Below are 13,149 nucleotides of genomic sequence, written 5' to 3' on the forward strand. Positions count from 1 at the left end.
TTACTGGTCTCCTTTCGAGGAGGCTCGCGGGGAAGCGTCGGGGGCGGGGCCGGTGCGCCGCACGGGACCGGGGGCGGACTCGTGCCCTTCGGGACGCGCCCCGGACCGGGGGTTCCCGGAGGGCCGCGGACCCCGGGGCTCCCCGGGCGGGGGATGCCTGGCGGTCTCCGGGGTCGGCGCGACGACCGCCCCGGTGCCGTCGTCGCCGCCCGGGTCCGCGTCGCCTCCCGCGTCCGCGTCGCCTCCCGCGTCCGCGTCGCCTCCCGTGTCCGCGTCGCCTCCCGCGTCCGCCGCGCCGCCCGTCTCCGGGGCGAGGGCGGCTCCCGGTCCGGAGGCCGCCCCGGCGCGGTGTCCGGGCCGGTCGGAGGCGCGGCTCGGTTCCGGCGACGCCGTGTCCAGCGGGACCGCCCAGGAGCGGACGAGGCCCAACTGGACGGCTTGGCGCGGCAGGACGGCGTCCAGCAGCCAGTCGGCGGCGACGCGGACGCGGTTGCCGGGCATGGCGGCGAGGTGGTAGCCGCGGGTGACCGCGCCGGCCGGCAGCCCGGAGAGCGGGACGCCGAGCGGGTTGGCGGCGGCCTTGACCCCGCCGAGGTCGACGGCGAATCCCTTGTCCTTGTGCCGGTAGGGCCGCAGCGTGCCCCCGGTCAGGGAGGCCGCGATGTTGTGCCCGGCGACCCTGCCCTGCCGCCAGGCGTGCTGGGCGGTCATCGGCGTGTACTGTCCGGGCTTCTCCAGGTCGGGTACGGCGGCCGCGTCACCGCAGGCGAACACCTCGGGCCGGCCCGGCACCCGGAGCGTGGGCTCGACGAGGAGCCGGCCGCGTTCCATCGGCAGCCCCAGGGACTCGGCGAGCGGATCGGGCCGTACGCCCACGCCCCACACCAGGGTGCGGGTGCCGACGAACTCGCCGTCGGTGAGCAGGACCCCGTCGCGGGTCGCCTCCTTCACGGAGGTCCCCGTGCGCACGTCGACGCCCCGCTCGCGCAGCACCCGGCCGGCGGTGCGCGAGAGCCGTTCGTCCAGCTCGGGCAGGACCCGCTCGGCGACGTCGAGGAGCAGCCAGCGCGGCCGCATGCCCGTGGCCGGCGGGTGCGCGCGGGCCAGCGCGTCGGTGAAGAGCTGCCCCTGCGCGGCGACCTCGGTGCCGGTGTAGCCGGCCCCGACCACCACGAACGTGCAGCGCGCCGCGCACTCCTCGGCGCCGTCGGCGACGGCGGCGAGCTCCGTCTGACGGGTGACGTGGTCGCGCAGGTACAGCGCCTCGGGCAGGCCGCGGAAGCCGTGCGCGTGCTCGGCGACGCCGGGGATGGGCAGCAGCTTGTTGACGCTGCCCGCGGCGAGCACCAGCCGGTCGTAGGCGAGCGTGCCCGGTTCGCCCTCGGGGCCGGTGTAGCGGACGGTGCGTCCGTCGAGGTCGATGCGGTCGGCCTCGCCGAGCACCAGCCGCACCCCCGGCAGGGTGCCGGTGAGGGAGACGGTGACCCGGCGGGGTTCGAGGATGCCGGCGGCCACCTGGGGCAGCAGGGGCAGGTACAGGAAGTAGTCGGTGGGGTTCAGCAGGGTGATGTCGGCCCGGCCCCGGGCCGCCCGCGTCAGGGTGCGGGCCGTCCGGTATCCGGCGAAACCGGCTCCGACGATCACGATGCGCGGTCGACTCACGGGTTCGCCTCCGGCTGGGTTCCCCACGCCCTCGCGGCGCGGGGAGCGTGTCGTACGAGGCTTTCCGCGTCCCCCTGGCCAGGGCCGCCAAACGTCCGGGGCCCGGGCGCGGGGGACGCACGTCCGCCGGTTCGCCGGGCCCGCGGCGGGCACCGGGGCGCGGGTCCGGCCCCGCCCGCACGGCCGCCCGTGGCACGCGCGGGTCCGGCCCCGCCCGCACGTGGCACGTCGGCGCAGGTGCCTCGGCCAGGGCGGTTCGGGGGCCGCCCGGCGGGCGCGGTTCGGGCGCCGCGTGTCAGCGCCGCGTGTCGGGCGTCGTTCGGGACCGCGTGTCAGCGCCGCGTGTCGGGCGGGGTCCGGGACCGCGTGTCAGCGCCGCATGTCGGGCGGGGTCCGGGACCGCGTGTCAGCGCCGCATGTCGGGCGGGGTCCGGGACCGCGGACCGCGTGTCAGCACCGCGTGTCAGCCCCGGTCGCGTCGCCGCAGGCTCGCGGTGACCGCCGCGCCCACGCCCGCGGCCAGCAGTCCGGCGCCCATCCGGTTCCGGTTGCGCGACAGCCACTCCTGCGGGTCCCGGGTGACGGACTCCTCGTCGAAGCGGCCGTGCGCGCCGAAGGCGTGTCCGTGGGGGCCGTCGGCCGGGCTCCACAGGTTGCCGGGCCCGCCGGCCGCGGACTCCGTCTCCCGGCCGTGCCGGTCCCGCGGTTCCTGCTGCGCGTCGAAGCCCGTCCGGGCCAGGTAGCGGTCGAGGAACCCGGGGGCGACGGCGTTGGCGAGCAGGGTCGCCGCGGTGGAGGCGCCCACCCAGTACTCCCGCCGCCGCGCGTGTCCCGCGGCGTGCACGACGGCCCGCGCGGCGACCTCCGGCTGGTACACGGGCGCCACGGGCCGGGGCCGTCCCGGCATGCGGTTCACCACCCAGTCGAACTGGGGGGTGTTGACGGCGGGCAGCTGCACCATCGTGGTCCGCACCCGGCTGCCGCCGTGCAGCAGTTCGCAGCGCAGCGACTCGTTGAACCCCTGGATGGCGTGCTTGGCCCCGCAGTACGCCGACTGCAGCGGCACCCCGCGGTAGGCGAGCGCGGAGCCGACCTGCACGATCGTGCCGCGGTCGCGCGGCAGCATGTGGCGCAGGGCGGCGCGCGTGCCGAACACATAGCCCAGGTAGGTCACTTCGGTCACCCGGCGGAACTCGTCGGGGGTGATCTCGCTGAAGGGGGCGAACACGCCGGAGAAGGCGTTGTTGACCCATACGTCGATGCGGCCGAAGGCGTCGGCGACCTTCTGCGCCGCGTCCTCGACCGCCTTGGCGTCGGACATGTCGACGCTCACGACGAGCGCCTCACCGCCGGTGCGCTGCACGTCGTCCGCCGCGGCGGCGAGGCCCTCACGGCCCCGGGCCAGGAGGGCGACCCGGTCGCCGCGCGCGGCGAAGGCACGGGCCGTGGCCCGGCCGACGCCACCGCTCGCCCCGGTCACCACCACGGCCCGTCCCCGGCCGTCCGCCGCCGTGCCGCGCGTCCGCACCCGGCATCACGCCCGGTGGTGCGGCGACCCGGGGTCGGTGTCACCGGGTCGGGGTGCCGCGGCGGGCGGGGTGGGCGGCATCGGCGGGTACGGCATGCCGAGACCGCCGGCCGGCCCGGTGGGGGTCACCCCGGCGGCCGTGGGGCCTTGCGGGGTCGACGCGTCGGCCTCGTGGTGGGCCGGGTGCCGGTGCGGCCGGGCGGCGCCGCGCAGTACGTACGCCAGGACGCCGAGGATCGCCGCGGTGATCAGCGCGGCGGCCCAGTCGGGCAGGCCCGTGGCGAGCCCCAGCCCGACGGCGAGCGCGACGGCAGCGCCCGCGTACAGGGCGAGGGCGCCGGACGCGGCGTACAGCATGGCCGTGCGGCGCTGCTTGCGGGTCTGCTCGCGCAGTTCCTCGCGGATGGTCTCGCGTGCCACCTGCGCCAGTTCGTCGACGAGATGCTTGTCCAGATGCTCCAGGTGATCGATGCGTTCCATGGAATCCGGGTACCCGGGGCGTCGGGCGGGTAACGCCGGCGCGCCGCGGGGCACCCGGCGGCCGGTGGTGTCGTGCTCCCGGCAACCGCGGTTCACCGTCTCACGAGAGAGCTCAGGTCGATGTCCGAGCGAAGCGACGTGGTGTGGCTGCTCATGGAGCAGCACGCGCGCATCCGGAGGCTGTTCGAGGAAGTGGCGCGGGCCGGGGGCGAGGAGCGCAGGCGGGCCTTCCAGGACCTCGTCCGGCTGCTCGCGGTGCACGAGACCGTCGAGGAGGAGATCGTCCATCCCTTCGTGCGCAGGCACCTGCGCGGCGGTGCGCGCCTCGCCGGGAGGCGGATCGCGGAGGAGGCGCGGGCCGGGCGGGCGCTGGCCCGCCTGGACGCCGTGGACCCGGACTCGCCCGCGTTCCCCGGTCTGCTCGCGGCCCTGCACCGGGACGTGCTGGCGCACGCCGCCGCCGAGGAGCGGTACGAGTTCCCGCGCCTCGACCAGGTCGCGGACGGGGGCGGGCTGGCGACCCTGGCCCACGCCGTACGCGCGGCCGACGCGCTCGTGCCCACCCGTCCGCACCCGGTCCAGGTCACCGGCGCCGCGCGAGGCGTTCCGGGCGTGGACACCGGGCGCGGGCGGGCGGCGCAGGCCGCGGGACCGTAGGCGGACGGCCGACGTGCGCGGCACCGCAGGCGGACGGCCGACGTGCGCGGCACCGCAGGCGGACGGTCGGACGGCGCGGGGTGGCCGGACGGCGCGGGGATGGTGTGAAGGATTCTCCCGCGCGGGCCGCCCCCACTAGGCTCCTCGCCATGGACATCCTGGGAGCCACGCTGCGTGTCTGCGTCGACGATCTCGAGGCCGCCGTCCCCTTCTACGAGCGTCTGGCCGGCGCCCCGGCGCTGCGGTTCGAGCGCGGTGGTGTGCAGGTGGCGGCGGTCGGCTGCTTCCTGCTGATGAGCGGGCCGGAGAGCGAGCTCGAGGTGCTGCGCAAGGTGACGGCGACGATCGCCGTCACGGACGTCGACGAGGCGTACAAGCGGCTCACCGAGCTGGGCGCGAACGTGCTCGCCGGGCCGTTGGCGACGCCGGTGGGCCGCAACCTGATCGCCCTGCACCCGGACGGTTCGGTCTACGAGTACGCCGAGACCGCCGACCGCCGCCGGACGTGACGCGGGCACCGCTGGGTGTCGTCGTCGTCCTCGGCGTCGTCCTCGGCGTCGTCATCGTCGTCGTCATCGTCATCGTCATCGTCATCGTCATCGTCCGGGGCACCATGGAGATCGACACCATGGGGGTCAACCGGAAGGCCGGGAGGTCCACATCTCGACGGTGAGCGCCCACCGCTCGTGGTCCCGCCAGTCCCCGTCGATGTAGATCATCTTCGGGGAGAAGCCCTCCCGGCGGAAGCCGCAGGCCCGGGCGAGGGCGATGGAGGCGGCGTTGCCGGGCTGCACGTTGATCTCCAGCCGGTGCAGTCGCATCGGCCCGAAGGCGTGGCCCACCACGAGGTCGAGCCCCTCGCGCATCAGTCCGCGTCCGGCGGCGTGCGCGAAGGCGCCGTAGCCCAGCGCACCGCACTGGAAGCCGCCCTCGACGATGTTGTTGATGTTGATGAAGCCGGCGATGGCGTCGTCGGCCGACGTGCACACCAGGAAGCCGGCCTTGGTGGGGTCCTCGATGAGCCGGCCCGCGTACGCGGTGTAGGCGTGGGCGGTGGCCGGCGGGAACAGCCACGGGTGGTGCAGGTCCTTGCTCTCGCGGACCCGTGCGGTGAACTCGGCACCGTCCGCGTAGGTGAAGTGGCGTATGCCTACGCGGGGGCCCTCGGCGAGGTAGCGGGAAGCGGTGTGCGGCACCGGCCCAGCCTACGACGGGGGCGGTCGTGGCGCTCCGCCGCCAGGCTCGGGTCCTGTCGCCGGGCTCGGGTCCTGTCGCCGGATCACCGTCCGCCCCGCGGGGTGACGCGGCCCTCGGTCACCGCAGGGCGGGCTCGTCGAGGGTGAGCGTGCCCGCGTCGGCGTCCAGTTCGGCGTGCACCCCGAAGGGCACGGTCAGCGCTCCCTCGCAGTGACCGAAGCCGAGCTCCTCGACGACGGGCACCCCGAGCCCGCCGAGCCGGTCGGCGAGGACCGGGCGCAGCCGCTCGTAGGGCCCGCAGCGGTCCCAGGAGCCGAGCGCGACGCCCGCGACGCCGTCCAGCCAGCCGGTGCGCAGCAGCTGGGTGAGCGTGCGGTCCACGCGGTAGGGCTGCTCCCCCACGTCCTCCAGCAGGAGCAGCCCGCCGCGGGCGCCGGGCCGGGTGTGCGGGGTGCCCTGGCCGGTGGCGAGCAGGGTGAGGCAGCCGCCGAGGGTGACGCCCCGGGCTCGGCCGGGTGCCAGGCCGGTACCGGAGGAGGTGAGCGTGCGGACGGTCTCCGGGGCGAACAGGGTGGCCTTCAGGTGGTCCTGGGCGCGGGCGTTCTTGGCTAGGTCGACGCCGGCGGCGACGGGCCCGTACAGGGTGACCAGGCCGAGGCGGACGGCGAACGCCTCGTGGAGCGTGGTCGCGTCGCTGAAGCCGACGAACACCTTGGGGCCGGCCGCCCGCATCGCGTCCCAGTCGAGCAGGTCGACCACGCGCTGGGCCCCGTAGCCGCCGCGCGCGCAGACGACCGCGTCGACGGCCGGGTCGCACCAGGCCCGCTGGAGGTCGGCGGCCCGGTCCGCGTCGGTGCCGGCGAGGTGGTCCAGCTCACCGTGGCGGTCCAGCACATGGGGGGCGGCCCGCGGGTCGAGGTCCCAGCCGCGCAGGACGTCGAGACCGGCCTGGAGCCGTTCCTCGACGACGGGTCCGCTGGGCGCGACGACCGCGACCCGGGCGCCGGGGGCGAGCCGGGTGGGCCGCACGAGGTCCTTCACTGTGTGAACTCCAGGGTCGGGATGCCGGGCGGACGCAGCCCGAACACCTGAGCGTACAAGGAGAGCTCGGCCTCCAGGGCGCGCACCATCGTCGTGGCCCGCCGGAAGCCGTGCCCCTCCCCCTCGAAGGCGAGGTAGGCGTGCGGCACCCGGCGTCCCGCGAGGCGGGCCAGCAGGCGTTCGGCCTGGGCGGGCGGGCAGATCGGGTCGTCCAGGCCCTGGAGCAGCAGGAACGGCACGCCGATCCGGTCGGCGTGCTCGACGGGCGAGCGTTCGGCGTAGCGGGCGGGCACCTCGGCGAGCGGCCCGACGAGGGTGTCGAGGTAGCGGGACTCGAAGTCGTGGGTGCCGCCCGTCGCCCAGGCCACCAGGTCGAGGACCGGGTAGGCGAGCGTGCCGCAGGCGTAGACGTCGGTGCAGATCAGGGAGGCGGCGGCGGTCCAGCCACCCGCGCTGGCGCCGCGGATCGCCAGCCGCCGCCGGTCGGCGGTGCCCTCGTCGGCGAGGGCGAGGGCGACGGCCGCGCAGTCCTCGACGTCGACCACGCCCCACTGCTCCCGCAGCCGGTCCCGGTACTCCCTGCCGTAGCCGGTCGACCCGCCGTAGTTCACCTCGGCGACGCCGATGCCGCGGGAGGTGAAGTAGGCGATCTCCAGGTCCAGCACGAGCGGGGAGCGGTCGGTGGGCCCGCCGTGCGCCCGCACCACGTACGGGGGCAGCTCGGCGTCCGGGGCGGCGCAGCCGGGGTGGTGGGGCGGGTAGACGTGGGCGTGCACCTCCCGGCCGTCGGGGCCGGCGAAGGTGCGGATCCGGGGTTCCGGGTAGTAGGCCGGGTCGACGGTGTCGTCGTGGGCGGCGCCGACGACCCGGGCGCGGCCCGTCCGGACGCCCAGCTCGACCACCTCGTGGGCGCTGCGCGGGCTGGCGCCGACGGCGACGACCTGTTCGCCGCGCGCGGCGAGCGTGGGCGCGAACTCGGTCCACGGCCCGGCCGCGTCGACGACCTCGCCGGTCTCCGGGTCGAGGACGCCGAGCCGAACCGGTCCGCGGCCGTGGAGGACGGCGACGAACCCGCCGTCCAGCGGGGCGAACCAGGACAGGCCCGGCTTCCACAGGGGACCGGCGAACTCCTCCTCGCGGGGGCAGACCGGCTCGTGGTCGCGGTACAGGTTCCACCAGCCCGTGCGGTCGCTGGTGTAGAGCAGACGGCCGTCCGCCGACCAGTCGACCTGGGCCACCGACTCCCGCGGCCCGCCCGCCACGACGCGTTCCGGGCCGAAGGTCCCGTCGGCGCCGACCTCGGCGACGACGACCTCGGTGCCGTCCCACGGCATCCGCGGATGGTCCCAGGCCAGCCAGGCGGCCCGCCGCCCGTCCGGGGTCAGCCGCGCCCCGGTGACGAACCGCCGCCGCCCGTCGGTGAGTTCGCGCACGGCCCGCCGGTCGTCCGCGGCCGATCCGTCCAGCGGTACGGCGGCCAGGACGCGGCGGACGTCGGTGGGCCCGTCGCCGGTGAACTCCTCCAGCACGCACCACACCTCGCCCCGCTCCGGCAGCACCCGGGGCTCCGCCCAGCGCAGTCCGCCGCCCACCGCCGAGAGCGGGGTCAGCGGACGGGGTGTGCCGCCGGGTTCGAACGCGTACAGCCGCTGGTCGTCGAAGTGCGTGAACACCACGAGGGGCCGTCCCCCGTGCGGCACGCCGGCCCAGGGCCGGCCGCCGTACTCCAGGACCCGGCTGCGGACGTTCCAGGGCGCGGGCAGGACCGGTTCCTCGCCGCCGTCCGTGCGCCGCCGCACGAGGGTGCGCCGGCCGCCCTCGGTGGGCCGGGGCGCCGTCCACCACACCTCGTCGCCGACGAAGCCGACGTACTCGGGGCGCCCGTCGTGCGCGGCGGCGAGGCCCGCGTCGAGGGGCGAGGGCCAGGAGCCGTACGGCAGGATCTGCACGTTCTCCCCCGCTCGCCTAGGCCGTCCGCAGGAAGCGGTCGAGGACGCGGACGCCGAAGTGGAGGGCGTCGACGGGGACGCGTTCGTCGACGCCGTGGAAGAGGGCCTGGTAGTCGAAGCCCTCGGGCAGCCGCAGCGGCGCGAAGCCGTAGCCGGTGATCCCGAGCCGCGAGAACTGCTTGGCGTCCGTGCCGCCGGACATGCAGTACGGCACCACGTGCCCCTCGGGCGCGAACTCCGCCACGGCGGCGCGCATCCCGGCGAACGTGGGCGAGTCCAGGGGTGCCTGGAGGGCGACCTCGCGGTGGACGTACTCCCAGTCGACGTCGGGGCCGGTGAGGTCGTCGAGGGTGGCGCGGAACTCGTCCTCGCCGCCCGGCAGGAACCGTCCGTCGACGTGGGCGACGGCCTCCCCGGGGATCACGTTGACCTTGTAACCGGCGTCCAGCATGGTCGGGTTGGCGCTGTTGCGGACGGTCGCCTCGACCAGCTGGGCGGCCGGCCCGAGCTTGTCCAGCAGGGCGTCGACGTCGTCGAGGCAGGGGTCGATGCCGTAGAGGCCGGCGAGTTCGGTGAGCGCGGCCCGCACGGTCGGGGTGAGGCGCGGCGGCCACTCGTGCTCGCCGATGCGGGTGATCGCGGCGGCGAGGCGGGTCACCGCGTTCTCCCGGTTGACCTTGGAGCCGTGCCCGGCCCGGCCGCGCGCGGTCAGCCGGAGCCAGCCGGTGCCGCGTTCGCCCGCCGCGATGGGGTAGATCTCGCGTCCGGCGCCGTCGTGGAAGGTGAACGCGCCGGACTCGCCGATGGCCTCCGTGCAGCCCTCGAAGAGGTGGGGGTGCGCGTCGGCGAGGAAGCCGGCGCCGTCCTCGGCGCTGGCCTCCTCGTCGGCGGTGAAGGCGACGACGAGGTCGCGCCGGGGGCGGACGCCGGTGCGGGCCCAGGAGCGGACGACGGCGAGGATCATCGCGTCCATGTTCTTCATGTCGACCGCGCCCCGGCCCCACACGACCCCGTCGCGCACCTCGCCGGAGAAGGGGTGCACGGTCCAGTCGTCGGCCTCGGCGGGTACGACGTCGAGGTGACCGTGGAGGAGCAGCGCGTTGGCGGACGGGTCGGTGCCCTCGATCCGCGCGACGACGTTGGTGCGGCCCGGGGTGCGTTCGAGGAGGGTCGGTTCGACGCCCGCCTCCGCGAGCAGCGCGGCCGCGTACTCGGCGGCGGGCCGCTCCCGGCAGTCCCCGCCGCCCCGGTTGGTGGTGTCGATCCGGATGAGGTCGGAGGTGAACCCCACGACCTCGTCGTACGCCCGGGCGTCAGCCATACTGCTCCTCCATCGCGGCCGAGACGACCGTCGTGACCGCCTTGAACGTGCGGATCCCCTCGTACATGGTGCCGCTGGTGTACGCCACCTTGCGCTCGCCGGTCCGGGCGACGCCCGGTACGACGGTGGCGGCCATCGCCAGGTGTTCGGCGTCGAACTCGACGGCGACCGTGAACGGCCCGGCCTGCACCGGCTCGTGACGGACGGCGAGCCGTGCCGCCTCCCGGGCGGCCGCGCGGATGTCGGCCGCGGTGCGGGCCGGCGTCCGGCACACGGCCGCGTACCGCGACACATGGTCCTTGACCGCCACCTTCAGCGCCTCCGGCGCGTACCCGAGCGCGTCCTCGCAGGCCACGTCGTCCCCGGTGACCAGCACCACCGGCACCCCGTACTCGGCGACGACCCGCGCGTTGAGCAGCCCCTCGCTGGCCCGTACGCCGTCCAGCCACACCCCGGTGATGGAGTTGGCGAGATAGGTGTGGGCGAGGACGCCTTCCATGCCGGCGCCGGCGTGGTAGCCGACGAACGCGACGGCGTCGACGTCGCCGTGCTGGACCCCCTCCACCATGGACAGCGCCTTGTGCCGCCCGGTGAGCATCTGCGCCCGCTCGTCGAGCCGTTCGAGGAGCAGGTTGCGCATGGTCCAGTGCGCCTCGTTGACCAGGACCTCGTCGGCGCCGCCGTCGTAGAAGCCGCGGACGGCGGCGTCGACGTCCGAGGTGAACAGGGCACGGCAGCGCTCCCACTGCGGCGTCCCCGGCAGCACGTCGGCCGGCCAGGTGACGCCGGTGGCGCCCTCCATGTCGGCGCTGATGAGGATCTTCATGCAGAGGACGCTACAGGCCACCGAATATGCTGGCCATGGACCACACCCCATCGATGGGCTCGTACCGCTGACATCAATTGTTGACATCAGTTCCGTGAGCTCCGAGCAGGGCACCGACCCTGTCCAGCGCGTCGCGTTGAGCCTGCAGGGCAGCATGCGTGTAGACCGACATGGTGGTGTCAACGTGGCTATGCCCCATGATGGCCTGCGCTTCGTGCGGCTTGGCACCGGTGTCAGCCAGGAGGCTCGACGCGCCATGACGCAGGTCGTGCAGTCGGATGACTCTGAGGCCCAACTTGATACAGAGACGCCTGAAGGCACCCGCCAGAGCATCCTTGTTCATCGGCTGCCCCTTGTCGCCGGTGAACACATAGTCATTCTCAACCCAAGTGGCGCCGGCCCGCAGGCGCTGCCATTTCTGCCTCTCCCGCTGTTCCTGCAAAGGCAAGATCAGTACCTCAGGCAGGCCGATCAAGCCTTTATGCTTCTTTCGACCTTTACCCTTGGGCTTGTAATCCACATCCACAATGGGTCGGCCAGGGACCTTGATCCGTTGACTCTGCGCGTGCACCCGTAGGGTGCGCTTCTCAAGGTCGACATCCGACCAACGCAGGCCACGGACTTCACCTCGGCGGAGCCCCATAATAAGGGCGAAGAGAAAGCCGGCATACAGCCAGTGCGCCCGCGCGGCACGGAAAAATGTAATGGCCTCACTATGGGACCAGGGCTCATAGTCGCCCACCTCAACTTCAGGGAAGTCCACCAACTGAGCGACATTCCGCGTAAGCAGGTCTTCCTTCATCGCCGCGGTGAGGGCCGACCTGAGCGGCACGAGTGCCCTCTTGGTCGTACTGGCACCCTTCGATCTCAGCATGGCGTTCTTGAAGGACCGCACGTCAGCGATGGAAAGACCATTCAATCGCTTAGTCCCCAGCCGGGGCTTAAGATGCAAGCGCACACACTGCTCGTAACCAGCAAAGGTGGTGTACGGGTGCTCTGCGAGCACTATGTTTTCCAACCAATAGTCAAGCCATTCGGCAACTTTCATATCCCTCGACGGTACAGGGATACTGTCGCGCGTTTTACTAAGAAGAGCATCTCGCTTACGTATACACTCTTCATAGGATCGCGAGTACACCCATTTCGCCCGACTTCCCCCGTCCGATTGAAGGACGTACACGCGTGCAGCGTAGCGACCGTCAGACCTCTTCACCGGATCCATTCCGGCCCCATTCGGGCGACGTTTTGCCATTACTCATGCCCCTTTCGCTGCTCCATGTAGACACGCACATCAGAAGCCAGGATTCGACGACTTCGACCGACGGTAAATGATTCGATATCTCGGGTGCGAAGCAATGCAAATACCGTGTTCCTAGATACCCGCAACCAAGCAGCGACCTCCCTGACCGTCAGCGCTTCATCATCGGCGTACCGATACGTCGCCGGCGAAACCATATTTTCGAGACGAGAGCTACGGACAATGGCCATATCGACTGGAATCAACGATTTTCCTCAACCGGACGCGCGATGTGATCAGCTACGCGTCGCGCCAACTCATTGGTCGAGTCAACAATCCACGGTTGAAACACTGGCGCGAATAACAGAAATCGAATTTCGGACAGCAGTGAGAGAACACCGACAACTGCATGCATGTCTCGCTGGCTGTCTCTGCGAACGCGACGGCTCCACCGCCAAGCACAGCCGAACGCGAACACTTCGATGGTCGCGTCGATCGCCGGTTTGGCTAACCGGCGATCGTCGGCTATGTTTCGCACCGCACCACGTACCCGATGTCCGCTCGGCCGGGCCGTAGCCGGAGGGAAGAAGGTACGAGCGCGGGGTTCCGGGCACGCTGTCCGATGTGACCGTCAGCAGACCGTCATCCGTGAGCCGGTCGGCATTCGCCGTGACGAGGCGCTCGGGAATCCCGAGGGCCTGGGTGCCACCTGCCGAGTTGTGGCGCCGAGATTCCGTGCCACGTGCGCCAGGACGACACGATCGCCGCGGCAGTCCCGTTGCAAGAGATTTTCACCAAAATGGCCGGCCGCGCAGAAACGGACACAGAGGCCGGTGGAGACCGCCAGGTAGTTGCCTGCCGTTTGGCTGATCCAGGCGTTAAATCCACCAAGGCCAAAGAGAATGGGGGAGGCGATTCGGGCAGATCGGAGGGCAGGTTCAGACAGACGGGCCTCTCAAACAGGAGCCATGCCAACAGGGCAGCCCGCACGATGCTCATTCCTTGTGGTTCCGGAAATGTGATCGCAGTCGAGCATCAGCACTGTCTGGCCTGGATTATTTGCAGGACGTTGTACGTTGACATAGTCATCACGCAGCTATCCAGTCTTTCGGCGCTCTTTCTTGTCTGCCGTAGGCGAATGCCTCGTTGCGGCGGCCCCAGGGGGCTGTCGAAAAATAACTCCTCGGTTTCTGAGTTCTGTTGGCTCGTAGGATGCTGGTGTGGCGGAGGGGATCGAGGCGGGGCTTTCGG

13 protein-coding genes are annotated in these 13,149 nt (G+C 72.7%); 3 read left to right on the forward strand and 10 right to left on the reverse strand.

The window, feature by feature from the left end; translation table 11 throughout:
* The 3 genes from ACFV9M_RS16255 to ACFV9M_RS16265 form a co-directional block, all read right to left on the reverse strand.
* Positions 1 to 1,662 (reverse strand): NAD(P)/FAD-dependent oxidoreductase, encoded by a 1,662-nt coding sequence (locus tag ACFV9M_RS16255; RefSeq protein ID WP_385069004.1) that lies wholly within the window; start codon positions 1,660 to 1,662, stop codon positions 1 to 3.
* Between the two features lie 463 nt (positions 1,663 to 2,125).
* Positions 2,126 to 3,148: an SDR family oxidoreductase gene (locus tag ACFV9M_RS16260; RefSeq protein WP_385069002.1), complete on the reverse strand. Its 1,023-nt coding sequence runs from the start codon at positions 3,146 to 3,148 to the stop codon at positions 2,126 to 2,128.
* A gap of 48 nt (positions 3,149 to 3,196) precedes the next feature.
* Positions 3,197 to 3,670, reverse strand: a complete 474-nt coding sequence (locus ACFV9M_RS16265) for a phage holin family protein (protein ID WP_385069000.1) — start codon at positions 3,668 to 3,670, stop codon at positions 3,197 to 3,199.
* 120 nt (positions 3,671 to 3,790) lie between these two features.
* Between ACFV9M_RS16265 and ACFV9M_RS16270 the strand changes: the two genes are divergently transcribed.
* The 3 genes from ACFV9M_RS16270 (at position 3,791) to ACFV9M_RS16280 (ending at position 5,000) form a co-directional block, all read left to right on the forward strand.
* The gene (locus tag ACFV9M_RS16270) at positions 3,791 to 4,327 is read left to right on the forward strand and encodes a hemerythrin domain-containing protein (protein ID WP_385068998.1); all 537 of its coding nucleotides are present in this window, start codon (positions 3,791 to 3,793) and stop codon (positions 4,325 to 4,327) included.
* Between the two features lie 149 nt (positions 4,328 to 4,476).
* Complete coding sequence (locus ACFV9M_RS16275) at positions 4,477 to 4,836, forward strand: VOC family protein (protein ID WP_385068996.1); 360 nt, start codon at positions 4,477 to 4,479, stop codon at positions 4,834 to 4,836.
* Complete coding sequence (locus ACFV9M_RS16280) at positions 4,833 to 5,000, forward strand: hypothetical protein (RefSeq protein ID WP_385068994.1); 168 nt, start codon at positions 4,833 to 4,835, stop codon at positions 4,998 to 5,000. The genes ACFV9M_RS16275 and ACFV9M_RS16280 overlap by 4 nt, the downstream gene beginning before the upstream one ends.
* Here ACFV9M_RS16280 and ACFV9M_RS16285 read toward each other — a convergent pair.
* The 7 genes from ACFV9M_RS16285 to ACFV9M_RS16315 form a co-directional block, all read right to left on the reverse strand.
* Positions 4,963 to 5,523, reverse strand: coding sequence for a GNAT family N-acetyltransferase (locus ACFV9M_RS16285; RefSeq protein ID WP_385068993.1), 561 nt, complete (start codon positions 5,521 to 5,523; stop codon positions 4,963 to 4,965). The genes ACFV9M_RS16280 and ACFV9M_RS16285 overlap by 38 nt on opposite strands.
* A gap of 118 nt (positions 5,524 to 5,641) precedes the next feature.
* Positions 5,642 to 6,565: an LD-carboxypeptidase gene (locus tag ACFV9M_RS16290; protein ID WP_385068991.1), complete on the reverse strand. Its 924-nt coding sequence runs from the start codon at positions 6,563 to 6,565 to the stop codon at positions 5,642 to 5,644.
* Positions 6,562 to 8,514, reverse strand: a complete 1,953-nt coding sequence (locus ACFV9M_RS16295) for a prolyl oligopeptidase family serine peptidase (RefSeq protein ID WP_385068989.1) — start codon at positions 8,512 to 8,514, stop codon at positions 6,562 to 6,564. The genes ACFV9M_RS16290 and ACFV9M_RS16295 overlap by 4 nt, the downstream gene beginning before the upstream one ends.
* A gap of 16 nt (positions 8,515 to 8,530) precedes the next feature.
* On the reverse strand, positions 8,531 to 9,835 hold the full coding sequence (locus ACFV9M_RS16300; protein ID WP_385068987.1) for a M20/M25/M40 family metallo-hydrolase: 1,305 nt from the start codon (positions 9,833 to 9,835) through the stop codon (positions 8,531 to 8,533).
* On the reverse strand, positions 9,828 to 10,661 hold the full coding sequence (locus tag ACFV9M_RS16305) for a M55 family metallopeptidase (RefSeq protein ID WP_385068985.1): 834 nt from the start codon (positions 10,659 to 10,661) through the stop codon (positions 9,828 to 9,830). The genes ACFV9M_RS16300 and ACFV9M_RS16305 overlap by 8 nt, the downstream gene beginning before the upstream one ends.
* Before the next feature lie 73 nt (positions 10,662 to 10,734).
* Positions 10,735 to 11,709 (reverse strand): tyrosine-type recombinase/integrase, encoded by a 975-nt coding sequence (locus ACFV9M_RS16310; protein WP_385068984.1) that lies wholly within the window; start codon positions 11,707 to 11,709, stop codon positions 10,735 to 10,737.
* A gap of 203 nt (positions 11,710 to 11,912) precedes the next feature.
* Complete coding sequence (locus tag ACFV9M_RS16315; protein ID WP_385102466.1) at positions 11,913 to 12,149, reverse strand: helix-turn-helix domain-containing protein; 237 nt, start codon at positions 12,147 to 12,149, stop codon at positions 11,913 to 11,915.
* Positions 12,150 to 13,149: the final 1,000 nt, after the last annotated feature.

Source organism: Streptomyces sp. NPDC059895 (genome assembly GCF_042731035.1).
Lineage (GTDB): Bacteria > Actinomycetota > Actinomycetes > Streptomycetales > Streptomycetaceae > Streptomyces.